The organism is Wolbachia endosymbiont of Wiebesia pumilae, assembly GCF_017869285.1.
Taxonomy (GTDB): Bacteria; Pseudomonadota; Alphaproteobacteria; order Rickettsiales; family Anaplasmataceae; genus Wolbachia; species Wolbachia pipientis.
In genome coordinates, this window is record NZ_CP054557.1 from 215,642 (window position 1) to 239,998 (window position 24,357).

Below are 24,357 nucleotides of genomic sequence, written 5' to 3' on the forward strand. Positions count from 1 at the left end.
TATATATTATTAAAAACACAAGCAATACAATCATTTTTAGCAACCAAAACCAGCAAGCGTGAGAAGATTTTTTTTTGGAATGAGTTGGTCATGATGTTTGTAAAACTTAATTTGTACACTTTACTTACCCCCAGTAATTCTGATATAGTTACTTTAGTTAAAGTCTATAAAAGTTTATAAATGGCAACATTAAGTGTAAGAGAAGCTTTATGCACAGCAATTAGAGAAGAAATGCAAAACGACTCTGATGTGCTTATCATGGGTGAAGAAGTTGCAGAGTATGATGGTGCTTATAAAGTAACGAAAGGATTACTGAAAGAGTTTGGAGAAAACAGAGTAGTTGATACGCCTATTACCGAACATGGATTTGCTGGCCTTGCTGTTGGAGCGGCATTTGCTGGATTAAAGCCAATAGTCGAGTTTATGACTTTTAATTTTTCTATGCAAGCTATTGACCAAATTGTGAATTCCGCAGCAAAAACAAATTATATGTCAGGCGGACAACTTGGATGCCCTATAGTATTTCGTGGACCAAATGGCGCTGCAGCAAGAGTTGCTGCACAACATTCTCAATGCTTTGCAGCTTGGTATTCGCATATACCGGGGTTAAAAGTAATAGCACCCTATTTTGCCTCAGATTGCAGAGGTCTGCTTAAAGCTGCAATTCGTGACCCTAATCCGGTAATATTTCTAGAAAACGAAATAGCTTATGGACATGAGCATGAAGTTTCTGACTCTGAGCTATCAAACAAAGATTATCTACTTGAGATAGGCAAAGCTGCTGTTATACGGGAAGGAAAGGATGTAACTATCACTGCTTTTTCATTAAAATTAATGGATGCCTTAAATGCAGCAGATTTACTTTCGAGTAAAGGTATAGAAGCTGAAGTTATTGACCTCAGAACCTTAAGAACACTTGACACTCAAACTGTTATTAACTCTATTCAGAAGACTAATAGGTTAGTTAGTGTAGAAGAAGGATGGCCATTTGCAGGAATAGGAGCAGAGCTGTCAGCCGTTGTTATGGAACAAGGATTTGACTACCTTGATGCTCCAGTTGTACGTGTAACTGGCAAGGACATCCCCTTACCTTACGCTGCAAATCTAGAAAAAAAAGCATTACCGCAAGTGGAAGATATAGTTGAAGCCGTGCATCAGGTCTGTTTTAGAAAAAAATAGTTCTTTTTTGTGTCTCCTGTTCCGCATTGGTCCATCAAAGAAGTATTTCCAGTGCCGCCTATACCACCCATTACTTTTATGACGATAGTTTTAGCACCGAAAAATACAGCACAAAATATACCGAGTGCAAAAAGAGCTGGCCATGGCATTCTACCAAATATCGCAAGCAAAGCTGCACCTATTATCACTACGGTCATAAGCGGTCCGCCTATTCCCCAAACGTAGCCAATAATGTTACATATTACTTGAGCAGTTGTATCAGTATTAGTGTCAGCGGCAGCACTCCCAACATGAGAAAAAGAAATAAATAATACTATAAAAAGAATATTAAAAACTTTCCTAGGGTTCATCTCTATACCTTAAATTTAGATATTGCAATTATACCTAAAATACTATAATTTTTAGTAAAACTAGCATAAAGATTGAATAACAAACGGTGCCACAAAAGTAGTTGACACACAACTGCACAAATATTGTAATATAGACATAGTAAACGATATTATTCCAGTGCTTGACGCTGGAATCCAGACTTTAATTGTTATATTTATAAATAAGTCTGGAACGTTCATCTCAAATGCAGTATTTTTGTTGAAATAGCTCAACTGGATCCCAGTGGGCTTTGTTGCATCACACTTTATGAGATGGTGATTTATGGTAAATTCATGTAACTATCTCAAATTTAGCCATACCAATATCAGTGAATTTATTAAGCAAATAGCATTTAGTTCTTTTTCTCGATTTATCTCAGATTTATTCCTAAAACTAAATCCGAATATTTGCTTTAATCTTGAGAAAAACCCTTCAATATAAGATCTTTTCCCATAATTTACTTCTTTTTTCCATTCTTTCATGCCATCTTCACCGTATAATTTTATTAACCTAATAGCAGCATTCCTGTCAGACATATAATCTATTTCTGGATGTTCTGCCGCATTGTTTATTGGTGGAATTTTTGTCTTTATATCATATTCGTTACACAACTTATAAAACTTGTGCCTATCACATGCTCTATCTGCATATAGTGCTTTTATGGCATGCTGAAAATCAACTTCTTTTAGCAAATCACAAGCTCCATAGTGATCAGAGTAGACACCGTTACTGTATTTTACAGCTATGGCTTTTTTGTTGTTTATATTCAACATTACGTGCAATTTTCTCGTTTGCTCATAGCCACGATATTTTCTGTCAGTGCTATTTTCCTTGCTGTGACCAGGAGTGTTGTTGTATATACTAATTCCTGTACTGTCTATAGCAATTTCGATATCTTCCATATTAGAGGTTGTCCGGAAACAAGTAAAAGGCTATAATATCTGAAATTTTAGTACGGGGTAAAGATGAGAAAAAAGTATCCAACAGATCTAAGATGTACAGTCCCAGAGTGTGATGGTATGATAAAATATGAGAAAAAAATACCATCAAAGGAGGAGTTATGGGACAAATATTGCATGGGTGCGCCAAAACAACACAGACGATTCGTAGAGCAATACAAAATAGAAAAGAGAGCATAGCAAAACTCTCCAAGCATTATAACCTTAATCCAAAAACTATTATTAAGTGGAGAAAACGTTCATTTACGAAAGATGCTGATATGGGTCCAAAGCGTCCAAGATCGACTGTTTTAACGCTAGAAGAGGAAGCTATAATAGTTACATTTCGCAAGTATACACTACTGCCACTAGATGATTGCCTTTACGCTCTGCAGTCTACAATTCCGCATTTGACTCGCTCTAGCTTGCATCGTTGTTTACAAAGACACAACATTAGCAGATTACCAACTGTTGATGGAGAAGTTAAGTCAAAAAAGAAATTCAAACAATATCCTATCGGTTACTTTCATATTGATATTGCTGAAGTTAGAACTGAGGAGGGCAAATTACATTTGTTTGTTGCTATTGATAGGACATCCAAATTTACCTATGTTGAGTTGCGTAACAGTGCTACAAAACCCATAGCTGCTGAGTTCTTACGTAATTTGATTAGAATTTTACCGTATAAAATCCATACTATTTTGACAGATAACGGTATACAATTTACAAACCAGAAGCGTCATAAGTATGCTTTCCAACATATATTTGATAGAGTTTGCGAAGGGAATGTTATTGAACATCGTTTGACAAAAGTTAGCCATCCTTGGACGAATGGGCAAGTCGAGCGTATGAATAAAACTTTAAAGGATGCTACAGTTAAGAAGTATTACTATCAATCGCACCAGCAACTTAAAGAACACCTTTATAACTTTGTTATGGCTTATAATTATGCAAAGAGACTCAAAACTCTTAAGGGTCTTACTCCTTATGAATTTATATGTTATCAGTGGACACAGTCTCCAGAATTATTTATACTAAATCCACACCATCACACTCTGGGACCATACATCTAAGCGAAAGGGAATGGGCAAGAATAGAAAAACACTTCAGAGTATCATACAAGAAAGGAGGAAGGCCGCCAAAGTATAGCAAAAAAGAAATATTAGAAGCAATTTTCTATGTATTGCGTACAGGGTGTCAATGGCGGTATTTACCAAATGATTTTCCGCTATGGAAGACTGTGTATGAGCAGTTCAGGCAATGGAAGAAGCAGGGAATTTTTGAGAAAATGAATTATGAAATTACAAAATATAGTAGAAGAAAAATAGGAAGGAATGAGCAGCCGAGTGCCTGTATAGTAGATAGTCAATCTGTAAAGACTACAGAAAAGGGGGGATCAAAGGCTATGATGGAAGTAAAAAAGTAAAGGGTAGAAAAAGGCATATAATTACAGACACTCAGGGTTTTATACTAGGTTGTTACGTAGGCGCTGCTAACGAAAATGATAGAGATGGTATTAAAATAGCATTAAACAATATGAGAACAAAATATACTAAAGTTAAAAAAATGTGGGCTGACATGGGATACCAAGGAAGAAATTTAAAGAATCACATAAAGGAAGAATATGACATAGATATTGAAATTGTTAAAAGGCCTCCATGTAGATTTTGGGTGCACAAAGATACGCCACCTGAGCTACTACCAACAAGAGAACAAGGGTTTAAAGTACAGCCAAGAAGATGGGTTGTAGAAAGGACTTTTGCTTGGGTTAATAGGAATAGAAGGCTATCGAAGGAGTATGATTTACTCACAACATCCACTGAGAATTTCATATACCTAGCTATGAGTAGGGTTATGTTAAAGAGGGAATATGCTTGAATTTACTAGTTTCCGGACAACCTCCTATAGTATTTTCTAAAACGAATGATAAACGTCTAAAATGGTATTACCAACTAAAAGGTGTAAGTTTGTACATTGATGCATTAGAGGTCTGAGGCGACTTTTGATGGTGTGCCAACAATGCTCTATCGGATTTAGATCTTACTATTACCCACAAATATAAATGTTTGTTGCATAGCTCTTAATGGCATAACTTTTGCTTGAAATAACTGTTTATATGGTGCAATTTACAGCTTTTAGTTGCTAAAATTATAACTCTTAGTTTAATAATTTTAATCTAATAAGCTTTCAGGTTAATAAAATTAAATTATTTGAGTAAATACAATACTATGTTTTTATTTGTGGGTAATAGTAAGGCTTAAAGCAAAATGTAGTACGAACGGTAGGTGGATCTAAAAGATCGAATCACAATCCTGTATACAGCATTTTGCATTATTGTTTGATTATATTTATAGGTACAAAAATGGCTAGAATAATTTTCATGGGAGTAGATGTTTCCAAGGAAGCATTGGACATCTCAATTAATGGCAAGCATAAGCGCATAGCAAACGTGAGTGATGCTATATCTAAGTTTATAGAAACAAATATAGTCGATTTACCCATCAAGTTATGTGTAAGCTGGTGGCTATGAAAAGCTCATTATAAAATTGTTGCAAGATAACTGTCCATAAAGCTCACCCGAATCGGGTATATGCATTTGCCAAAGCTTGCAATCATTTTGCAAAAACTGACAAGTTAGATGCTAAATTACTGGAAAAATACGCTGAATTTGTCAGTAAAGACGGTGAAGTAAAAGGATGTATAATTTCACAAAAGCAAGAGGAATTAAAGGAGCTGGGGGCAGTTGAGCGTAATTTAAATGATGCAATTCATGCAAACAAGTGTCGCCTGCAAAGTGCGACGGGAAAAGCTAGAGAATACATAGAAAGACAGATAGGGTTTGCTGAAAAACAATTGAAAGAAATTAGGCAAGACATAGAAGACGCAATAGCTGAATTGAAAGGAAAAAATGAGCTTTTAATCAGCTATAAAGGTATTGGATCAAAGACGGCGAGCGTTCTACTGACAGAGGTGCCTGAGCTTGGTAGATTAGAGAATAGAGAAATTGCATGCTTAGTTGGAGTTGCACCTAAAACTAGTGAAAGTGGAAGAAAAGTTGGCAAAGCTCAAATCAAAGGAGGCAGGTTTTATGCAAGGAAAGCACTATACATGTCAGCTCTTGTTGCTATGCGCCACAACAGAAAAATGAAAGCGTTTTATCAGCGTTTGGTTGATTCTGGCAAAGCTGCTAAGGTTGCATTAGTTGCTGTCATGAGAAAAATTATCGTTTGTTTAAATGCCATGATAAAAAATAACAACTTTTATCTTGACTCTTAAGACGGTAGATGACAGACCATTGATTGTATGGGTTCCATCTGTTATATATAATCTTTTTGAATACGAAGAAAACTGATGAATGAGTATGATATTACGGTTATAGGTAGCGGTCCTGGTGGTTATATAGCGGCAATTAGGGCGGCACAGCTTGGGTTTAAAACTGCAATTGTGGAAAAAGAAAAAAATTTAGGCGGTATATGCTTAAATTGGGGATGTATACCAACAAAATCACTGCTTAGAGCATCTGAGGTTTATAGGCTAATAAAAAGATCAAAAGAGTTTGGTATAGAAGTAAAGGGAGCGAATTTTGATATACAATCAATAGTGAAATACTCAAGAAACGTTGTTGATAAATTGTCAAGCGGTGTTGCATATTTGATGAAAAAAAATAATATCAAAGTTCATCAAGGTTTTGGTAAACTTGCAGGCAATGGTACTATAAAAGTCGTTAGCGATAAGGAAGAACAAGAAATTGTTTCCAAGCATATCATTTTAGCAACAGGCGTGAGGGCACGGAATCTGCCTGGAATAGAGGCAGATGGAGATTTAATATGGAATGCGCAGCACGCTATGACTCCAGAGAGATTACCAAAATCGCTACTAATTATAGGGTCTGGTGCAATTGGAATAGAATTTGCAAGTTTTTATAGTACTTTGGGTGTTGATGTAACAATCATAGAGATAAAGAGCACTATTTTGCCGCTGGAGGATAAGGACATTTCAGATTTAGCACAAGAAATATTCACAAAACAGGGGATAGAAATATATACAAGCAGTAGCGTAAAAGCTCTTACTAAAAGTAAAGACTCTGCTCAAGTGCTACTAAGTAGTGGTGAGAGCAAAGAATTTGAGAGGGTGATTGTTGCGGTTGGAATTCAAGCAAATATTGAAAATATAGGTTTAGAAAATACAAAAATTAAATTAAGCCCTTCTGGCTTTATTGAAACGAATGAATGGTATGAAACTAGTGAATCAAATGTGTATGCAATAGGTGATGTAGCTGGCCCACCATGTTTAGCACATAAAGCGAGCCATGAAGCCGTGATCTGCATTGAAAAGATTGCTGGTAAAAATGCTCATGCGTTAAAAAAAGAATGCATACCAAATTGCACTTATTCTCATCCACAAATAGCGAGCATCGGCCTTACTGAGGAACAGGCAATAAAAGGTGGGTATGATATAAAAATAGGAAAATTTCACTCTAACTTTAATGGTAAATCTGTTGCACTCAGTGAAACTGAAGGGTTAGTGAAAACGATTATAGATAAAAAAACCGGAGAAATTCTGGGTAGCCACATGATAGGTGCAGAAGTAACGGAGTTAATTAGCAATTTTGCTCTTGCAAAGCAACTAGAAGGAACAGACTTCGACATAAAATCTACGATTTTTCCTCATCCAACCATTTCAGAGATGATACATGAATCAGTGCTTGCTGCAGATGTTAAATAGTTGAACTAACGTTCCATCGTTTTAGAGTTGTCAATGTCTTGAGTAGTAGTTTGATTAGGCACTTTAGTTTCAATAGATTGATTACCACCAGCATCAGAATTCTGTAACTCTTCTTTCAATCCCTTAGCTGCTTCTTTAACTTCAAGCTTTGCCTTTGGATGAAGATCTTCTGGGCCTTTTCCTTTAGTATCCAAACCTTGTTGTAGATTAGTGCTTTTCATTTTATTATGCTGCTCGTGCTCAGGTAGGTCAACGACCGAATTGAAAAGAATTTTTATTATATTTTTTAGCAGTTCTAAAAAACCTCCGCTTCTGCCTTCTCTTTGTTCTTGAGGTTTATTTTTCTCATTAGGTTCTTTTTTACTATTACTTTTAGGCATTTTTAACTCAACTATCATAACGCTTAATAAAATTCTACGTGCAAATTGTTAAATAACAGTTAACAATCTAGGATTTATTATTTACAGATGGATATTATTTTAGCAACAGGTGGCACAGGTGGGCATATCTTTCCGGCCATAGCTTTAGCAAAAGCACTAAAGACACAAGGATACAATTGCATATTATTCACTGATAAAAAAACAAATAAAAATACCGACATAGAAAGCTACACCTTACCATTACGTAGACCAAGCAGCAACAAATTTAAGTTTTTCCTTTTCTTGATATACAGCTCTATGTTAGCACTGTATCAAGTAAGAAAATTAAAACCAAAATCGGTCATTGGTTTTGGTAGCTATGCTTCTTTTCCAACTCTTCTTGCAGCAAGAGTTCTTTCTATACCTATAATTTTACATGAACAAAACACAGTTTTAGGGAGAGTAAATAGATTCTTTTTCAAGAGTGCAAAATTAATTGCAACCAGCTTTCCGGAGACTAAATATGCAGAGGGCAATAAATGTATTTTTACAGGAAATTTTGTTGATATAAAAGCACAGAGCCATTCTAGCACTGAGAAAATCCTAAATATATTGGTCATAGCAGGCAGCCAAGGTGCAAATTTTTTTGATGATGTAGTAAGCAGCGTAATTTGTGATTTACCTATTAAAATGAAAAAGAAAATTAGAGTGACGCAGCAATGTACGAAGAAAAATGTAAACAAGGTCAAAAGTCTATACAAAAGTGAAAAGATCGATTGTGAATTGAGTGAATTTTTTGATGATATGGAGAATAGACTGGCCAATGCTCACTTGGTAATTAGCAGAGCAGGAGCAACTTCAATAGCAGAGATCACTCTTGCTAGGCGTTCTGCTATATATATTCCTTACCCTTACTCAAAAGATAATCACCAATTTTATAACGCAAAATATATTGAAGACTCGAGAGCAGCTATAATAGTTAAGCAGAATAGTGAAGCAAAAAAAAATCTAACAGAGGTACTATTTGATCTATTAAATAATTCTCAAAAATTGCGTGATATGACCAATAGTACAGAAAAAACAGGGATAAAGAATGGGACTACTGAGTTTGTTAAGGTGATTGTTCACAGGTTTAGTTGATGGCTGCTTGCTTTTTCTTCAAACACGTCCCAAAGATCCTTTTCTAGCGATATATTATACAACTTATTGATATAAACTACTCCCGTGGGTGAAGTTGTGTTAATTTCGAGCAGGAAGTCATCTATAATATCAATACCAACAAATATTAGCCCTCTTTTCTTTAATTCAGGACCAATTTTGTTACATATTTCATTGTTTCTATCGTTCATTTGAGCGGGCTCAAAACTTGCTCCAAGTCGCATGTTTGTTCTGATCTCTCCACTGATTTTTGGAATTCGTTTCATTACACCAATTGGTTGGCCATAAAGTAGCAATATTCTTTTATCTTTATCTATGTTTTTACAAAATGATTGTGCAATCACAGGGCATTCGTATTTTGCTATCATGAGATCCACTACTACTTGAATACTATTCTCATCTTGTATTCTTATCACATCGTTTCCTCCATAACTATACAATGGCTTCAGAATAATATCTTGATAGTTGTAGTAGAAATCTCTAATCATTGATATATTTTCAGTAATCAAAGTTGGCGGAATTAGTTCTGGAAATAATGAAGTTATCAATTTTTCAGGACAATTTCTTATTTCTGTTGGATTGTTAATTACCAATGCGCTAGTTTTTTCTAAGATATATGTTGTTGTAATGTAACGCATATCAAAAGGTGGATCCTGTCTGATAAATATGATGTTCATTTCATTCAAGTTGATAGCTACATCTTTTTTGGAGATAAAACTAAAATCATCAACGCTGACTTTCTGAGCAAAAGCAATTGGATAGTTTAGCTTTAGTGCTAAATTATCAGGAGTATAAACAAAAATTTCATACCCCCTCCTTTGTGCTTCTTTTATTAGCGCAAATGTAGTATCAGTTTCAAAATTTATATTTTCATCCATCTGAAAGGCAATTTTCATTTATGTTCTCTACCTATTGTCACAACTGTACAAATGTTATAATTTGAAAGCGATTTTTGCCTAATGGCGTAACTTACTGTACCTGTATCGTACATAACTTACAACTTGTTTTACTCCCTTTACTTTTCTTGCAATTGCTATTACAGCTTTTAATTCCGCTTTATTTTGGGCTATACCCATCAAATAAACAACTCTATCAACCGTATTAACGCTATAATTAATTGATTTAATATTTCTTTTCCCCAGAAGTCTTGTTCTTATTTCCGCTGTTATCATGCCATCTACAGTAGTGTCTAGCATGGAAGCCATTTGAATTGGTATTACTCTTATTTCATTTATCACTTCTTTAATTTCTTTTTGCTGCCAAGCTATTTTTTCTGCTGTAAGTTGTTTTTCAGGAGTGTCAACACTTCCAATGAGCAATACTCTTCCTTCACTTACTTTAACCTTTATGGATGAAAATAGCCCATGTTTTAAGAGCCCCTTATTAATTCTGATGACCATAGTCGTATCATCAATGATATTTCCCAAGGATTTGTCCTGCATTGTTATTGCTGTAGCCACCACACCACCTATTATAAGGGTTGTGCAACCACTTTGTGTAATCAAAAAAATTGCGAGTAAGAAGCTTGTTATTAATCTCATTATTGATTTTCAGGGTTTAGAGCTTTCATTAAGAAATGTTAATAAGCTTTTTTGATTGTGTAAATACCATAAATTAAGTAAGACTTTAAACCTTGAATATTTTTAATGGAATACCTATAATAGGGTACTGAAAATTTCTTGCGGATATGGCGGAATTGGTAGACGTGCCAGGTTTAGGTCCTGGTGAGCTTGCTCGTGGGGGTTCAAGTCCCTCTATCCGCACTTTAAAGTCATGTAACTTAGGTTTTAAGGGAAAATTTATAATCACTAAATACACTTTTGTTTGTGTAAAAACCTGTTCTTAAGGATTGTGTTTAACTTAAATTCTGGTAAAATGACTCTATTAAGATATGAATTAAAATGTTAATAAATGAATTATGATGTCTAATAATATACCTCAAAATACAGTCGAAGTAAGTAGCGTATATACCTACAAAGAGCTTAGTATAGATAAACTAAAGTATGAGTATGAAATCACAGTTGGTAGTGATTATATAAAACAAAAGGTAAATTCCAGGTTGCAAGAGATAGCAGAAAATGCAAAATCACCTGGATTTAGGGCTGGAAAGATGCCCTATGACCTTGTTGTTGCAAATTATAAAAACGAGGCTTTGGAATATGTGATAAATAATACAATTGATTATTGCTCAAGTGATTTGATGAAAAAAATTGAAGTCAAGTCTCACATTTATCCTAAGGTTGATGTTATATCATTACCAGATCTGGGCAAAGAAAATGAGGAGGGCAATTTTGTATACAAGCTATCTTTTGAGTCGATGCCTGAAGTACCGATGATAGATCTTGACAAAATAAACTTAAAGAAAATTGAAGCAAAGATTGAAGAGGAAGATATAAAAGAATTTATTGATTCTATCAAAACAAAGTTCCCCAATTTTGCCTCTGTTGATGATGCTTTTTATCAAGCGAAAGATGGGGATAAATTGATAATTGATTTTGAAGGGCGGATTAGGAATAAGCTCTTTCAAGGTGGAAGTAGCAAAGATTTTGCCGTTAATTTAGGGTCTGGCACATTTATTAATGGTTTTGAAGATCAATTAACTGGTATGAAAAAGGGAGAAACAAAGAACTTTAAGTTGAAATTTCCTGAAAATTACCAAGCCATTTCCCTTGCAGGACAGGAAGCTGATTTTTCTGTGCGAGTTAATGAGATTCAAATTGCCAAAGATTTTGAAAATGATGATGAAATAGCTAAGAGTATTGGGTTTAAAGATTATTCTTTGCTAATAAATCATGCAAAAAAAATGATTGGTGATCAGTGCACCGAAATGAGAAATCTCTTAATTAAAAAGGAGCTGTTTGATTATTTGGATGCTAATTATAGTTTTGATTTACCCACAGACATAGTAAAACAGGAGCAACAAAGAATGGAAGGAGAATTGGGTGCTCAAAATGATTCTCGTAAAGAAGCTGAAAAACGTGTAAAGCTTGCTATGTTATTTATGAAATTTAGTGCAGAACATAAAATATCATTAACTCAAAATGATGTTTTGAGTGTTATTGTAAATCAATATGTCAGTAAAGATGTGCAATTTGACAGAGTACTTAAGCATTTTGAATCAAATAAACAATTTCAAGAATTAGTTAGAGGGCAAGCGCTTGAGTATAAAGTGACAGATTATATAATAGAAAAAGTTAGTAAAGAAGAGCAGATTGTTTCTGTGAAAGAATTAAAGGAATTATTTGATAATATTTAATAGGAAAAGGTATGACTCTTATACCAATTGTAGTTGAACAAACTAGTCGCGGTGAGCGCGCTTATGACATATATTCAAGACTAGTGAAAGAAAGAATAATTTTTGTAACAGGTCCTATTGAAGACAATATGGCCAGTGTAATAGTAGCACAGCTTTTATTTTTAGAATCGGAAAATCCCGATAAAGACATTTGTATGTACATCAACTCACCAGGTGGTGTTGTAACTGCTGGTTTGTCGATCTACGATACAATGCAGTATATAAACCCAGACGTTTCAACTTTATGTATAGGTCAAGCTGCGTCTATGGGTTCTTTATTGCTTGCAGCTGGTACAAAAGGTAAGCGCTACTCTCTACCTCATTCAAGAATTATGATACATCAGCCATCTGGTGGTTATCATGGTCAAGCAACTGATATAGAAATACATGCTAATGAAATTTTGCGGGTTAAGAAAAAACTAAATCAAATTTATGAAAAACATACTGGAAATTCACTGAAGAAAATTGAAGGAATGATGGAAAGAGATAAATTCATGGATCCTGAAGAAGCAAGGAAAATTGGCTTAATTGACAGGGTGATAGCTGAGCGTACAGATATTGAAATTGAAAATATTAAAGTTAAACAAAAGGTGGGTTAATGGATAACAATAATGATTTACACTACTGTTCTTTTTGCAACAAGGCGCAAGATGAAGTAGATAAATTGATTACTAACTCTTCGGATGGTTTAAAGGTGTTTATTTGTAATGAGTGCATAGAATTATCCCATAAAGCAATAAGTCAAAAGAAAGATAGATCTTTTAATTCAGATCGTATATCTGATATGAAGCTATTACTAAAGAAACCTGAGGATATAAAAAACTTTCTCAGCAAGTATGTTGTAGGTCAAGAACACGCGCAACACGTTTTATCTGTAGCTATGTATAACCATTGTCAATCCATGGTACAATTTCATGCTATAAGTGATATTGAAATCGAGAAGTCAAATATAATGCTTATTGGTCCCACTGGTTCTGGTAAGACTTTGCTAGCCAAAACACTTGCTAAAGTTTCAGATGTGCCATTTGCTATGGCTGATGCGACAACTTTAACTGAGGCAGGTTATGTGGGTGATGATGTAGAAAGCGTGTTGTCGCGTTTATTACAAGCTGCAAATTATGACGTTGTAAAAGCACAGCGTGGTATAGTGTTTATAGATGAAATAGACAAGATTACAAGAAAATCTGAAAGCACTTCAATAACCCGTGACGTTTCAGGTGAAGGGGTCCAGCAAGCTCTGCTTAAGATTATGGAGGGTACAGTTGCTTATGTTCCGCCACAAGGAGGGCGAAAACACCCACAACAAGAGTTTATACAAGTGGATACTAGTAACATACTGTTTATTTGTGGAGGAGCTTTTGAAGGCCTCGATAAAATTATTGAAGCGAGAAAAAAGGGAACGTCAGTTGGCTTTGGAGCAGATATAAGTCAGTCTAAAGAGCAAAAGAAAAAGAATGCTTTACATGATGTTCAACCTGAAGATTTAATCAAATTCGGTTTAATACCCGAATTTGTAGGGCGGGTTCCAATAACTGCTGTTTTAGATGAGCTGGATCATGAAGATTTAATACATGTGTTGACAGAGCCAAGGAATGCACTAATAAAACAGTACAAAGCATTGCTTGCGTTTAGCAAAGTAAACCTTGAGTTTTCAGATGAAGCAATATCAGCTATTGCTAAAAAGGCTATAAGCTACAAAACAGGTGCAAGAATGTTACGTGCTATCTTGGAGTCACTTTTGCTTGACATTATGTATACATCTGGAAACGGAGGCTTTGAAGGTAGCACTATAGTAATCACTAAGAAAATGGTAGAATTAGGAAAAGCAACGGTTAATCATAATAACAATGGCAATGTTATAACGGTTAATGATTAATTTGAGGCATATATTATGAACATTGAACGTGCTGTAAGCTCTAGTTTTACTGCATTGCCAGTATTACCTTTAAGAGATGTAGTAATTTTTCCAAATATAATGGTGCCTTTATTCATAGGCAGAGAAAAATCTGTTAATGCACTAGAGTATGCAATAAGTAGTAGTAATCACCAAAATGAGATTTTTCTTGTAGCACAGAAAGATGGCTCTGTTGATAATCCAGAGCCTGAAGATCTTTATGAAGTAGGTGTGTTAGCAAGCATTGTACAACCGTTAATAAAATTACCTGACAATGCAGTAAAAGTTATAATCCGGGGGATAAGAAGGGGAAGAGTTGTAGAATATATTAGCTCTCATACTTTATTACAAGCCAGGGTAGAGTTAGACAATTATTATAAAGAAGATGAAGACAATATTGATTTAGAAGCTTTAAGGCGGTCTGTTGTAGACGCGTTCGATAGCTGGTGTAAGCTAAACAAGAAAAATCAACCCGAGGTTGCCATTAACTCCATTGATCAAATCAAAGAAGTTGATCAACTTGTAGACACGGTAGCTTCACATTTAAATATAAAAGTATCAGATAAACAAAGTATACTTGAGGCTTATGACCCAGAAGAGCGTTTAAAAAAAGCTTTTGCTTTTATTGAGAGAGAAATGAGTATTTTGAACGCACAAAACCGTTTATATAAGACAATTAAATCGCAAGTTGAAAGCACTCAGAAAGTTTACTACCTTAACGAGCAATTGAAAGCTATACAGAAAGAATTAGGCGAATTTGAGAATGGTGATGAAGGGAATATACTCAATGAATTTGAAAAAAAGATAAATGAAACAAAGCTTTCTCAGGAAGCAAGAGAGAAAGCTATAACTGATTTGAAGAGATACAAGAAAATGAATCCCATTTCTCCTGAAGCTACAGTTATATCTAGTTACTTGCATTGGTTGCTTGAGTTGCCATGGGGAAAGTACAAAGATGCAAAAATTAACTTAAATGCAGCTAAGAAAATCTTAGATGGAAATCATTATGGCATAGAGAAAGTAAAAGATAGAATAATAGAATTTTTAGCGGTATTAAAAAGAGTAAAAGAGATAAAAGGTCCTATACTTTGCTTAGTTGGACCGCCAGGTGTTGGTAAAACTTCTTTAGCTAAGTCTATGGCAAGAGCAGTAGGAAGAGATTTTGTTCGCATAGCTCTTGGTGGTGTGCGTGATGAGTCTGAGATACGAGGGCATAGGAAAACTTATATTGGCTCAATGCCTGGTAAAATCATTCAACACATGAAAAAAGCTAATTCATGCAACCCGCTTTTTCTGCTTGATGAAATAGATAAGATGGGTTCTGATTCGCGTGGCGATCCTGCGTCTGCATTACTTGAGGTTTTAGATACTGAGCACAATAAACACTTTACGGATCATTACTTGGAAGTTGAGTTTGATCTTTCAAGTGTAATGTTTGTAGCTACGGCAAACAGCTTAAATTTACCACATCCTTTGCGTGATAGGATGGAAATTATACAATTGTCCGGGTATACTGAAGATGAAAAAATCAGTATTGCTACACACCACCTTATTCCGAAGTTAAAGAAGGAGCATGGTTTGTATCAGAAGGAATGGGACATAACTAATGAGGCGTTATACGAGTTGATACGTTTATATACACGTGAAAGTGGTGTGCGGAGTATGGAAAGGGAGCTTGCAAAGCTCATGAGAAAGGCAGTTAAAGAAATATTGACTGATAAAAATAAGAAAATATCCGTAGGGGTTGACAATTTACAAGATTATTTAGGGGTACGTAAATATACCTTTGGCATTGCGGAAAATGAGAGTTTAGTAGGAATAGTAACTGGGCTCGCCTATACTGAAACAGGTGGTGATATTTTGATGATAGAATCAGTCCTAATTCCGGGCAAGGGAGAAATAAAATACACAGGAAAGCTTGGAGAGGTTATGCAAGAATCTATAAAAGCTGCGTATAGTTATATTCGATCAAATTGTTTGTTTTTTGGTATAAAGCCCGAAAAATTCCAAAATAATGATATACATTTGCATGTACCTGAGGGTGCTGTACCAAAAGATGGCCCTTCTGCTGGCGGCGCGGTATGTACGTCTATTGTTTCTCTTATGACAAATATACCAGTTAACAAAAATGTTGCTATGACAGGCGAAGTGACATTGCGTGGTAGAGTTTTAGCTATCGGGGGCTTGAGAGAAAAATTGCTTGCAGCGCTCAGAGGATCAATCAAAACTGTGATTATACCAAGTGAAAATGAGAAAGATATGCAAGAAATTCCGGCAAGCATCAAAGAGGGGATCAACGTAGTTTTTGCTAAGAATATTGATGAAGTTATGAAAGTTGCTTTAATGCACCCTACTACTCCAATTAATGGTGATGATAATCAAAATAGTGTGCCTTCCTCTATAGAAAGTAAAAATGATACTTTTCCTATGTCGGAAACATTGAAGCATTAGATTAAAAAAATATTATCAATCTCCATTTCTCTTTTATCCGGCAAAAATCCACCAACTTGTGCATCCCATAAGGATATGACTTGCTTTGTTGTTATGTCATTCATATTTTTTACTTATTCTATCTCCCAGTTTAATTCAAGTAGATGATATATTATAATAGTCCTTTTCATGGAAACCTTTTCTGGTAGATTGCTTTCTAGAAAAACCTTGGTCAAGGTGCTAACTGTGGTTTATAATAATATAAATCATATCATAGTTGATTTGCGTTTATCAGAGCTGGAGTAGAGGTATGTTTTATCTTACAAATTTTTTGCCTATTTTACTGTTCCTATTTCTTTTTGTAGGAAGTGGTATATATTTTACTATTCTTGGCGTGTCAAATGCTTTTTATCAGTTATCTCCACTGGTAGCCATTGTTCCTGCCATAGCTCTGGGTTGGGTTTTATACAAGGGCAATACTGAAGAAAAAATGTATGCCTTTCTAGATGGGGTAAGAGATCGTAATATTATCACTATGTGTATCATTTTCTTACTTGCAGGTGCATTCAGTGAAGTAACTAAAGCAATCGGTAGTGCTGATGCCACAGTTAATTTGGCTCTTTCATTTATACCAACACAATTTTTACTCATAGGATTATTTTTTGTAGCAGCTTTCATCTCCACTGCTATTGGTACATCAATGGGCACCATTGCAACAATTGCTCCTATTGCAGTTGAACTGACACAAGCTGGGATTTCTCCTTCCTTAGGAGTTGCAACCGTTGTAGGAGGAGCAATGTTTGGCGACAATTTATCTATTATCTCTGATACTACAATTGCATCTGTGATGTCTCAGAGCCTGTCTTGAAAAGAAATGAGAAAGAGAATATGATGAGATAAGTAAAAAATAGTAGGTAAAAATGTATCCAAGTGATATAAGTGACAAAGAATGGGAAATTTTGGAGCCAAGTGTTGCACAAGGTGCAGTAGGACGGCCAAGAAAGCACAATATTAGAACAATTATTAATGCAATAAGATACATAATGAAAGGTGGTTGCCAGTGGAGAATGCTGCCAAAAGATTTTCCGCCATGGAAAACGGTGTATGATTATTTTCTCAGGTGGCGTAATAGTGGCAAATTGGAAGAAATACACGATATGTTAGTAAAAAAGGTAAGAAAAATGGTTGGCAAAAATGAAATACCTTCGGTAGGAATAATTGACAGTCAATCAGTGAAAACCACTCAAAAAGGGGATCCAGAGGATATGATGCTGGCAAGAAAATAAAGGGTAGAAAACGTCACATCATTGTGGATACAATAGGCCTAATTATTACAGCTGATGTTCATAGTGCAGGCATTCAAGATCGTGATGGTGCTCTAAATCTTTTTACTCAAGCTAAACGAAAAGCTTCAACGCTACAAAGGTTTCTCGCTGATCAGGGATATATTGGTAAATTGCAAAATTACTGTTTATTGAAAACAGGATGTTTATTGACGATTACTAAAAAAGCAGCTGATGCTGTAGGATTTCAAGTTATTCCTAAACGGTGGATTGTTGAAAGAACTTTTGCTTGGCTTTCCAATTTTAGACGTATGAGCAAGGATTATGAGCATTCTCCTCTTACTTCAAAAACTAATATCTCCTTTAATATGATTACTATTATGCTTGCTAAATTAGCTGCTTAGTTCCTTTCAAGACAGGTTCTCAAAAGGCTGATATAAAGAAAAAATTAAAACTGAATGCAAAAGTGGCACTAATTGCTTCTATATTCACAATAATTATATTATTTTATAGCTCAAGCAATAGTGCTGCTATTTCAGTTAAGGAGTATTCTTTATTGCTTGTGACTCCTTACATAATACTTATATTGCTTGCAAACTTTGGAATAAATGTATTTACGGCATTGGTTTTAAGCATAACTTTTGCTGGAATCATTGGATTTATAAATAACAACAATCATGGTTTATTGTTTTTAAGCCAAAACATCACCAAAGGGTTTATGAGTATGCATGAAATTATGCTACTGTCATTGATGGTTGGCGGGCTTTCAGGACTGGTAGGTAAAAATTCTAAGGAGCTTGCAGATAAACTTTCATCTTGGGTTATGATACAACGTGGTGGACAAAAAACTGCGCAATTATTTATTGCAAAAATAGTCAGCATATTTGATATTTTACTTGCAAATAACACCATCGCTATAATTTTTAGTGGTGAAATTGCTAGAGATATTGCTAAGAAATATGAAATACCGCCTCACTATAGTGCAGCATGGCTAGGCATATTTTCTTGTGTATTTCAAGGATTAATACCGTATGGCGCTCAATTGCTTTTGGCTAGCACTATTGCTAGAGTTTCACCTTTGGCAGTCGTGCCACACGTATACTATTGCTATGTTTTAGGTATTATTGCAGTGTTATATATTGTATTGAACAAAATTGAGAAAAAAGATTGTGCTTAATATACAAGACAACGCTCCGCTCTGTAGAAAATGGATGTTCTTGGCAGTATGTGCTCTTGCTTGCTCTGGGTTACTGTCAATAATTGTTATTTTTCTACGATTGCCTTTTATCTCCTCTCTTGTTCCTTCTGCACAATATATTTTTGATAATGCGCTGGTAATACACGTGAACTTGTCAATTTTAGTGTGGATGTGCTCTATAATATCTCTGCTCTTTATCATAAACCTACAAAATACCAATAGTTGGTTTAACTTTTCATGGGTTCTATCAACCCTTTCGATGCTGCTCATGTTTATATCCGCATTCGTTCCAAACACTGAAGTTATCAAAAGTAACTATATTCCCGTATTACAAAACAAATTATTTTTACTTGGACTCAGTTTATTTATTGCCAGTATATTAGTAAATACAATGCTAGCATACACATCAAAAAAAGAGGTTTCATTTCTCTCTGTTGGGCAAATTGGGCTAGTTATTATACTTGTATCGTCATTTCTTTGCTTTGTTTTAGCATATAATAATATGCCTCCAGGTCTATATCACTCAGATAATAATTTATTTTACGAATATCTCTTTTGGGGAGGCGGACATTTATTGCAGTTTGCTTTTACTCAAGGAATGTTTTTAGTCTATTTAATAATGCTAAGTTCCAATGATATTAGTTTAGCTTCAAACAATAAAATTACTATTTTACCACTATTTATAAACACGATTTTAGCTGTAGGCGCACCGTTTGTATATTTTGTTTATCCAGTTGATAGTGCCAAGTTAATACAGTTTTTTACTTGGCATATGAGGATTGCTGGAGCAGTTTTGCCGTGCTTTTTGATAATATTAGTGTGCTACAACATCAGAACTTTTATTAATGATAAAAGCAACTATTTATTACATTCATTTTTGTTGTTCACTTATGGAGATGTGCTCGGAGTGTTGACTATTGAAGGTAATGTCACGATTCCTGCTCATTATCACGGTTCTGTAGTTGGTATCACTATAGCTTTTATGAATTTTGTCTACTGGATGTTACCTAAATTAAACTTTAAAGAGATAAAAAGTTCCATGGTAAGATTACAGATTTATGCCTACAGTATAGGGCATTTTCTCCATATCACTGGCCTTGTGTGGCTTGGTGGATATGGTGCTTTAAGGAAGGTTGCAGATCTGCCAAGTATTTCGTCAATGTTAGCACGCACGTGCTTCATTATAGGTGGCGCTATATCAGTTGTTGGTGGAATGTTGTTCGTAATAATTGTGCTTTTACATCTGTTAAAAGGCAAAGCGCGTACCAACTGACCCATAGAAACAAAAAAAACTTCCTTGACAAACTCCGCCAGCCCCCTTATCATGAAACTGAAGCTATTTATTTATCTTCTCTGTACAGATTAAATGACAAAAAAACTCACGTATCTGGCGTCCCATGTTTAATTTTTTGCACTATGTGCACCTTATGTCTTTATAAAATTTCTAGGTTTTTACCTAATATAAGCTGAAATGCGCTTATAAAGCATTTAAAACATCAAAAAACGCCGATTTAAAAAATGGATAGTGAATAACTAGCTACCCTAGGGTTTCTTTTGCCTTTTTTTCTGTTTAGTAAATTTCTTAATGTTTATAATTTAGATTAGTTGCGGCTTAAAAGCAACTAAATCGCGGTTATTAAGCGTTTAGAATAAAAAAACGCCATACTTGAAAGTATAATGTAAGTAATTAGCCAACCACGGGGCTTCTTTTGCCTTTTTTTTCATTTGGTAAATTTTTTAATATTTATACGGAAGGTAGCGCGTGACGCTGGAACCCCAAAAAAAGGATGATGTCATCCCAGTGCTCCTTTTTTTGTCATCCGAGTAGCTGACACTGTCCTCCTTTGTCATCCCAGTGCCCAGACACTGGGATCCAGCATTTCACGCAATCCCATCAAGAACGTTGTATTTTACATAACACTTTTATGCTTACCAACTTAATAAAATTCCTGGATCCCAGTGGGCTTTGTTGCATCGCTACTTATGAAAGGCTAACTATAATTAGTATTATAAGCAACTTATTGAAAATCTTGTTTTTTTGCAATCAATCTGATCAAATTTAAGAATAGTAATTTGTTATTTATATTAATAAATTTAATTCTATTGAAAATAGCTAAAGCATTGAAATTCTTGAATTTTAGCCAGATTAGTGAGTGGTAGTGAAATTTCTTTTACTCAAATTTAGGTATTCACTGACCGTTCTTGTTATAAATACCAGAATAATAAGCTACTGATATTCTCCACCTTTTTTATCTTTAATCCATCATAGCTAGCGATGCAACAAAGCCATCCCAGTGTCAGCTACTCGGATGACAAAAAAAGGAGCACTGGGATGACAGGAGAGGGAGGCTACTTGGATGACATCATAGGGGCACTGGGATGACACCATTCTTTTTCCTGGATCCAAATAGTCAAGGCACTGGAATGACAAAAAAAGGAGGCACTGGAACGACAAAGTGGAGTGTCTGCTTCTGTCATCCTATGATAGCTAAAAAGACCTGGTCACGCGCTGGAATGACACCGAAGGGGCTACTGCCCTCTTGGATGGAGACCAGTGTCAGCTACTTAGATGATACCTTTTTTCTACTTAGTTTAGGTTATGCAGAAGTCTAATACAATTATAGAACAAGCTTAAAAATTCTGGTAAAGTAGTTTTATTTACAAAGAAAGAATATGCTACTTGAAATTGAAAAGCGCAGCATAACAAATGCATTGTGGAAGTTGCAAGAAGCAGATCAAAGGCAAATCTTAACTCTTACACAGAGATTTGAGTTACCAGAAATATTAGCAAGAATATTGGTTACTCGTGGTGTTAACATAGAAAATGCAAGCGACTTCTTATATCCACTAATCAGATCGCTATTACCAGATCCCTTTCACCTTCTTGATATGGATAAAGCTGTTTCTCGTATAATACGGGCAATAAAAAATGATGAAAACCTTGCAATATTTGGTGACTATGATGTTGATGGTGCAACGTCGTCAGCATTGATTAACAGGTACCTGAGAGCAATCGATATACACTCTATAATCTACATTCCAGATCGTGTTGATGAGGGTTATGGATTAAACACAGATGCTTTATTACAACTTAAAAAGAATGGAATTGATTTATGTATTTCCGTTGATTGTGGTACGCTTGCATATCAACCAATAGAAGATGCAAAGGCTTTTGGTCTTGATATTATAGTTGTTGACCATCACCTTGGTACGGAAAAATTACCAAGCGCCGTAGCAGTTGTGAATCCAAACCGCCTTGATGAGAGCTCTCCTTATAATAACCTAGCAGCAGTTGGAGTGTCATTTCTGCTAATTGTTGCTCTTAATAAAAGCCTACGTGAGCAAGGATTTTTTACCAACAAAAAAGAACCAGATTTATTTGATCTGTTGGATTTGGTTGCCCTGGGAACTGTCTGTGATGTTATGCAGATCACAGGCCTCAATAGAGCACTTGTCTCACAAGGATTAAAAGTTATGTCAACAAGAAAAAACGTTGGCTTGCGTGTTTTATTTGATGCTTTGGGAATCCTTGAAAAACCAAGTGTTTCTCGATTAGGGTTTAGTATTGGGCCATGCATAAATGCTGGAGGAAGAATTGGAGAAGCATCGCTTGGTGCAAGGTTGCTTTCCACCGATGATGATGAAGAGGCACATTCAATCGCGCTAAAATTAATAGATTTGAATAATGCAAGAAAAGTGTTAGAAAATGAGGCTCTCTTGGAAGCTACAGCACAAGCGGAAAAGTCTGCCCAATCAGGTGCGAATTTTATAATGATAAGTGGCAATTGGCACCAGGGAATAATTGGTATAATTGCATCAAGGCTAAAGGAGCAGTTTCACTTGCCAACAGTAGTGATATCTTTAAATAATGGAATAGGAAAAGCAAGCTGTAGATCAATTTTGGGAGTTGATATCGGTGCTGCAGTCCTTTCCGCAAAGTTTATAAATTTGATTATTGAAGGTGGTGGCCATAGTATGGCGGCAGGATTTTCAATTAAAGAAGACAAAATAAATGATTTGCATGATTTTTTTACTGAAAGATTTTCAAACTCTATAAATGAGAAAACTTTAAAAGCTGATAGTATAGTAACTGCTAAAGCAATAAACTTATCTCTGTGGAACCAACTGCAACGCTTGGGACCATTTGGAGTTGGAAATCCTGAACCAAGGTTTATTATCCAAGGAGCAAAGATAAGAAAGCCTGAAGTTATAGGAGTTGACCATATAAAATGTTTTATTGCTGATGATAATGTTATGGTAAGAGCTATTGCATTTCGTTCTGCAAATACTCATCTTGGCTCTGCTATCATGCAGGGTAATGTTAAAGCTATTTTGGGTAAAATCTCTATGAATTACTGGAATGGCAATGAATTTGTACAATTTTTAATAGAAGATGTATTGACCATTAGTTGAGTGTATCTGTTCAGCAGAGTGGCAAAATAGGTAGACAAGATAAACCAAAAAATCGAGAAAAAGTGAGTTTACAACAACTGGTGTCATGAAATTATCTGACACTGATTTCCATCCAAGAGGGTGTCATCCCAGTGCTCCTATAATGTCATCCCAGTGCGTGACACTGGGATGACACCCTACTTAACCGTCATACCGCGATTCATTCGCGGTATCTCTTAGAACCTGTCTTGAAAGGAACTAAGCAGCTAATTTAGCAAGCATAATAGTAATCATATTAAAGGAGATATTAGTTTTTGAAGTAAGAGGAGAATGCTCATAATCCTTGCTCATACGTCTAAAATTGGAAAGCCAAGCAAAAGTTCTTTCAACAATCCACCGTTTAGGAATAACTTGAAATCCTACAGCATCAGCTGCTTTTTTAGTAATCGTCAATAAACATCCTGTTTTCAATAAACAGTAATTTTGCAATTTACCAATATATCCCTGATCAGCGAGAAACCTTTGTAGCGTTGAAGCTTTTCGTTTAGCTTGAGTAAAAAGATTTAGAGCACCATCACGATCTTGAATGCCTGCACTATGAACATCAGCTGTAATAATTAGGCCTATTGTATCCACAATGATGTGACGTTTTCTACCCTTTATTTTCTTGCCAGCATCATATCCTCTGGATCCCCTTTTTGAGTGGTTTTCACTGATTGACTGTCAATTATTCCTACCGAAGGTATTTCATTTTTGCCAACCATTTTTCTTACCTTTTTTACTAACATATCGTGTATTTCTTCCAATTTGCCACTATTACGCCACCTGAGAAAATAATCATACACCGTTTTCCATGGCGGAAAATCTTTTGGCAGCATTCTCCACTGGCAACCACCTTTCATTATGTATCTTATTGCATTAATAATTGTTCTAATATTGTGCTTTCTTGGCCGTCCTACTGCACCTTGTGCAACACTTGGCTCCAAAATTTCCCATTCTTTGTCACTTATATCACTTGGATACATTTTTACCTACTATTTTTTACTTATCTCATCATATTCTCTTTCTCATTTCTTTTCAAGACAGGCTCTTAGCCGCTAACAAGTAGCGGGATGACGAGCTTATCGTCATGCCACT

At 35.3% G+C, this 24,357-nt stretch carries 22 protein-coding genes, 1 tRNA gene and 2 pseudogenes; 18 read left to right on the plus strand and 7 right to left on the minus strand.

The features are described 5' to 3' along the window. The first annotated feature begins 180 nt into the window (after positions 1–180). Positions 181–1,179: a pyruvate dehydrogenase complex E1 component subunit beta gene (locus HUB92_RS01070; RefSeq protein WP_209472969.1), complete on the plus strand. Its 999-nt coding sequence runs from the start codon at positions 181–183 to the stop codon at positions 1,177–1,179. Here the strand turns inward: HUB92_RS01070 and HUB92_RS01075 are convergent. Further along, positions 1,155–1,529 (minus strand): TrbC/VirB2 family protein, encoded by a 375-nt coding sequence (locus HUB92_RS01075; protein ID WP_006279664.1) that lies wholly within the window; start codon positions 1,527–1,529, stop codon positions 1,155–1,157. The genes HUB92_RS01070 and HUB92_RS01075 overlap by 25 nt on opposite strands. Before the next feature lie 310 nt (positions 1,530–1,839). Further along, positions 1,840–2,456 (minus strand): annotated as a pseudogene (locus tag HUB92_RS01080) (transposase); the annotation flags it as partial. A 57-nt stretch (positions 2,457–2,513) separates the two neighbouring features. Here HUB92_RS01080 and HUB92_RS01085 point away from each other — a divergent pair. The 5 genes and pseudogenes from HUB92_RS01085 (at position 2,514) to lpdA (ending at position 7,211) form a co-directional block, all read left to right on the plus strand. Continuing rightward, on the plus strand, positions 2,514–2,687 hold the full coding sequence (locus HUB92_RS01085; protein WP_209472972.1) for a hypothetical protein: 174 nt from the start codon (positions 2,514–2,516) through the stop codon (positions 2,685–2,687). Further along, positions 2,609–3,559, plus strand: a complete 951-nt coding sequence (locus tag HUB92_RS01090) for an IS481 family transposase (protein WP_209472420.1) — start codon at positions 2,609–2,611, stop codon at positions 3,557–3,559. The genes HUB92_RS01085 and HUB92_RS01090 overlap by 79 nt, the downstream gene beginning before the upstream one ends. Continuing rightward, positions 3,550–4,364 (plus strand): IS5-like element ISWpi1 family transposase gene (locus HUB92_RS01095; RefSeq protein ID WP_209473335.1). Its coding sequence is split into 2 segments (ribosomal slippage): positions 3,550–3,901 and positions 3,901–4,364, totalling 816 coding nucleotides; the frame shifts between segments, so codons are not numbered across the junction. The genes HUB92_RS01090 and HUB92_RS01095 overlap by 10 nt, the downstream gene beginning before the upstream one ends. A gap of 484 nt (positions 4,365–4,848) precedes the next feature. Then, positions 4,849–5,762: pseudogene (locus HUB92_RS07220) on the plus strand (IS110 family transposase). 75 nt (positions 5,763–5,837) lie between these two features. Continuing rightward, positions 5,838–7,211: a dihydrolipoyl dehydrogenase gene (lpdA, locus tag HUB92_RS01110; RefSeq protein ID WP_151807945.1), complete on the plus strand. Its 1,374-nt coding sequence runs from the start codon at positions 5,838–5,840 to the stop codon at positions 7,209–7,211. A 5-nt stretch (positions 7,212–7,216) separates the two neighbouring features. Here the strand turns inward: lpdA and HUB92_RS01115 are convergent, their stop codons facing one another. Next, the gene (locus tag HUB92_RS01115; protein WP_006279962.1) at positions 7,217–7,609 is read right to left on the minus strand and encodes a hypothetical protein; all 393 of its coding nucleotides are present in this window, start codon (positions 7,607–7,609) and stop codon (positions 7,217–7,219) included. A 69-nt stretch (positions 7,610–7,678) separates the two neighbouring features. On the opposite strand from HUB92_RS01115, the gene murG reads away from it, so the two are divergent. Beyond that, the gene (gene murG, locus HUB92_RS01120) at positions 7,679–8,710 is read left to right on the plus strand and encodes an undecaprenyldiphospho-muramoylpentapeptide beta-N-acetylglucosaminyltransferase (RefSeq protein ID WP_007549072.1); all 1,032 of its coding nucleotides are present in this window, start codon (positions 7,679–7,681) and stop codon (positions 8,708–8,710) included. Here the strand turns inward: murG and gshB are convergent. Together gshB and HUB92_RS01130 are read right to left on the minus strand one after the other, a co-directional pair. After that, positions 8,695–9,624, minus strand: coding sequence for a glutathione synthase (gene gshB, locus HUB92_RS01125; protein WP_038198626.1), 930 nt, complete (start codon positions 9,622–9,624; stop codon positions 8,695–8,697). The genes murG and gshB overlap by 16 nt on opposite strands. Before the next feature lie 60 nt (positions 9,625–9,684). Beyond that, positions 9,685–10,269, minus strand: coding sequence for a BON domain-containing protein (locus HUB92_RS01130; RefSeq protein WP_209472974.1), 585 nt, complete (start codon positions 10,267–10,269; stop codon positions 9,685–9,687). A 140-nt stretch (positions 10,270–10,409) separates the two neighbouring features. Here HUB92_RS01130 and HUB92_RS01135 point away from each other — a divergent pair. The 6 genes from HUB92_RS01135 (at position 10,410) to HUB92_RS01160 (ending at position 17,215) form a co-directional block, all read left to right on the plus strand. Further along, positions 10,410–10,491, plus strand: a tRNA-Leu gene (locus HUB92_RS01135). A 158-nt stretch (positions 10,492–10,649) separates the two neighbouring features. Then, positions 10,650–11,984, plus strand: a complete 1,335-nt coding sequence (gene tig / locus HUB92_RS01140) for a trigger factor (protein ID WP_209473337.1) — start codon at positions 10,650–10,652, stop codon at positions 11,982–11,984. An 11-nt stretch (positions 11,985–11,995) separates the two neighbouring features. Next, positions 11,996–12,622 (plus strand): ATP-dependent Clp endopeptidase proteolytic subunit ClpP, encoded by a 627-nt coding sequence (gene clpP / locus HUB92_RS01145; protein ID WP_006280254.1) that lies wholly within the window; start codon positions 11,996–11,998, stop codon positions 12,620–12,622. After that, complete coding sequence (gene clpX / locus HUB92_RS01150; RefSeq protein ID WP_209472976.1) at positions 12,622–13,899, plus strand: ATP-dependent Clp protease ATP-binding subunit ClpX; 1,278 nt, start codon at positions 12,622–12,624, stop codon at positions 13,897–13,899. The genes clpP and clpX overlap by 1 nt, the downstream gene beginning before the upstream one ends. Positions 13,900–13,914: 15 nt before the next feature. After that, on the plus strand, positions 13,915–16,368 hold the full coding sequence (gene lon, locus HUB92_RS01155) for an endopeptidase La (protein ID WP_209472978.1): 2,454 nt from the start codon (positions 13,915–13,917) through the stop codon (positions 16,366–16,368). 289 nt (positions 16,369–16,657) lie between these two features. Beyond that, complete coding sequence (locus tag HUB92_RS01160; protein WP_244663084.1) at positions 16,658–17,215, plus strand: Na+/H+ antiporter NhaC family protein; 558 nt, start codon at positions 16,658–16,660, stop codon at positions 17,213–17,215. Here HUB92_RS01160 and HUB92_RS06910 read toward each other — a convergent pair. Next, positions 17,159–17,293 carry a hypothetical protein gene (locus HUB92_RS06910; protein WP_256437787.1) on the minus strand — a complete coding sequence of 45 codons (135 nt, stop codon included), beginning with the start codon at positions 17,291–17,293 and terminating at the stop codon, positions 17,159–17,161. The two genes, HUB92_RS01160 and HUB92_RS06910, sit on opposite strands and share 57 nt — an antisense overlap. On the opposite strand from HUB92_RS06910, the gene HUB92_RS01165 reads away from it, so the two are divergent. The 5 genes from HUB92_RS01165 to recJ all read left to right on the plus strand — a co-directional run bounded on the left by HUB92_RS01165 (position 17,268) and on the right by recJ (position 23,241). Next, positions 17,268–18,034, plus strand: a protein-coding gene (locus HUB92_RS01165) for an IS5 family transposase (RefSeq protein ID WP_410543339.1) whose coding sequence is annotated in 2 segments (ribosomal slippage) — positions 17,268–17,595 and positions 17,595–18,034 — 768 coding nt in all. Because the reading frame shifts where the segments join, the coding sequence is not laid out codon by codon here. The genes HUB92_RS06910 and HUB92_RS01165 overlap by 26 nt on opposite strands. Before the next feature lie 62 nt (positions 18,035–18,096). Further along, positions 18,097–18,807 (plus strand): Na+/H+ antiporter NhaC family protein, encoded by a 711-nt coding sequence (locus HUB92_RS01170; protein WP_244663085.1) that lies wholly within the window; start codon positions 18,097–18,099, stop codon positions 18,805–18,807. A gap of 34 nt (positions 18,808–18,841) precedes the next feature. After that, positions 18,842–20,101: a cbb3-type cytochrome c oxidase subunit I gene (locus HUB92_RS01175; RefSeq protein WP_010962509.1), complete on the plus strand. Its 1,260-nt coding sequence runs from the start codon at positions 18,842–18,844 to the stop codon at positions 20,099–20,101. 1,106 nt (positions 20,102–21,207) lie between these two features. Further along, on the plus strand, positions 21,208–21,441 hold the full coding sequence (locus tag HUB92_RS01180; protein WP_010962507.1) for a hypothetical protein: 234 nt from the start codon (positions 21,208–21,210) through the stop codon (positions 21,439–21,441). Between the two features lie 60 nt (positions 21,442–21,501). Continuing rightward, the gene (gene recJ / locus HUB92_RS01185) at positions 21,502–23,241 is read left to right on the plus strand and encodes a single-stranded-DNA-specific exonuclease RecJ (protein ID WP_010962506.1); all 1,740 of its coding nucleotides are present in this window, start codon (positions 21,502–21,504) and stop codon (positions 23,239–23,241) included. A 237-nt stretch (positions 23,242–23,478) separates the two neighbouring features. Here the strand turns inward: recJ and HUB92_RS01190 are convergent. Then, positions 23,479–24,245, minus strand: a protein-coding gene (locus HUB92_RS01190) for an IS5 family transposase (protein ID WP_410543339.1) whose coding sequence is annotated in 2 segments (ribosomal slippage) — positions 23,479–23,918 and positions 23,918–24,245 — 768 coding nt in all. Because the reading frame shifts where the segments join, the coding sequence is not laid out codon by codon here. Between the last annotated feature and the right edge of the window lie 112 nt (positions 24,246–24,357).

Coding starts and splice junctions, on each gene's coding strand:
- HUB92_RS01090 (WP_209472420.1), top strand. CDS start 2,609: ATGGGACAAATATTGCATGGGTGCGCCAAAACAACACAGACGATTCGT.
- HUB92_RS01085 (WP_209472972.1), top strand. CDS start 2,514: ATGAGAAAAAAGTATCCAACAGATCTAAGATGTACAGTCCCAGAGTGT.
- tig (WP_209473337.1), top strand. CDS start 10,650: ATGTCTAATAATATACCTCAAAATACAGTCGAAGTAAGTAGCGTATAT.
- clpP (WP_006280254.1), top strand. CDS start 11,996: ATGACTCTTATACCAATTGTAGTTGAACAAACTAGTCGCGGTGAGCGC.
- clpX (WP_209472976.1), top strand. CDS start 12,622: ATGGATAACAATAATGATTTACACTACTGTTCTTTTTGCAACAAGGCG.
- HUB92_RS01070 (WP_209472969.1), top strand. CDS start 181: ATGGCAACATTAAGTGTAAGAGAAGCTTTATGCACAGCAATTAGAGAA.
- HUB92_RS01075 (WP_006279664.1), bottom strand. CDS start 1,529: ATGAACCCTAGGAAAGTTTTTAATATTCTTTTTATAGTATTATTTATT.
- HUB92_RS01180 (WP_010962507.1), top strand. CDS start 21,208: ATGACACCATTCTTTTTCCTGGATCCAAATAGTCAAGGCACTGGAATG.
- lon (WP_209472978.1), top strand. CDS start 13,915: ATGAACATTGAACGTGCTGTAAGCTCTAGTTTTACTGCATTGCCAGTA.
- HUB92_RS01175 (WP_010962509.1), top strand. CDS start 18,842: ATGTTCTTGGCAGTATGTGCTCTTGCTTGCTCTGGGTTACTGTCAATA.
- recJ (WP_010962506.1), top strand. CDS start 21,502: ATGCTACTTGAAATTGAAAAGCGCAGCATAACAAATGCATTGTGGAAG.
- lpdA (WP_151807945.1), top strand. CDS start 5,838: ATGAATGAGTATGATATTACGGTTATAGGTAGCGGTCCTGGTGGTTAT.
- HUB92_RS01115 (WP_006279962.1), bottom strand. CDS start 7,609: ATGATAGTTGAGTTAAAAATGCCTAAAAGTAATAGTAAAAAAGAACCT.
- HUB92_RS01130 (WP_209472974.1), bottom strand. CDS start 10,269: ATGAGATTAATAACAAGCTTCTTACTCGCAATTTTTTTGATTACACAA.
- HUB92_RS01160 (WP_244663084.1), top strand. CDS start 16,658: ATGTTTTATCTTACAAATTTTTTGCCTATTTTACTGTTCCTATTTCTT.
- murG (WP_007549072.1), top strand. CDS start 7,679: ATGGATATTATTTTAGCAACAGGTGGCACAGGTGGGCATATCTTTCCG.
- gshB (WP_038198626.1), bottom strand. CDS start 9,624: ATGAAAATTGCCTTTCAGATGGATGAAAATATAAATTTTGAAACTGAT.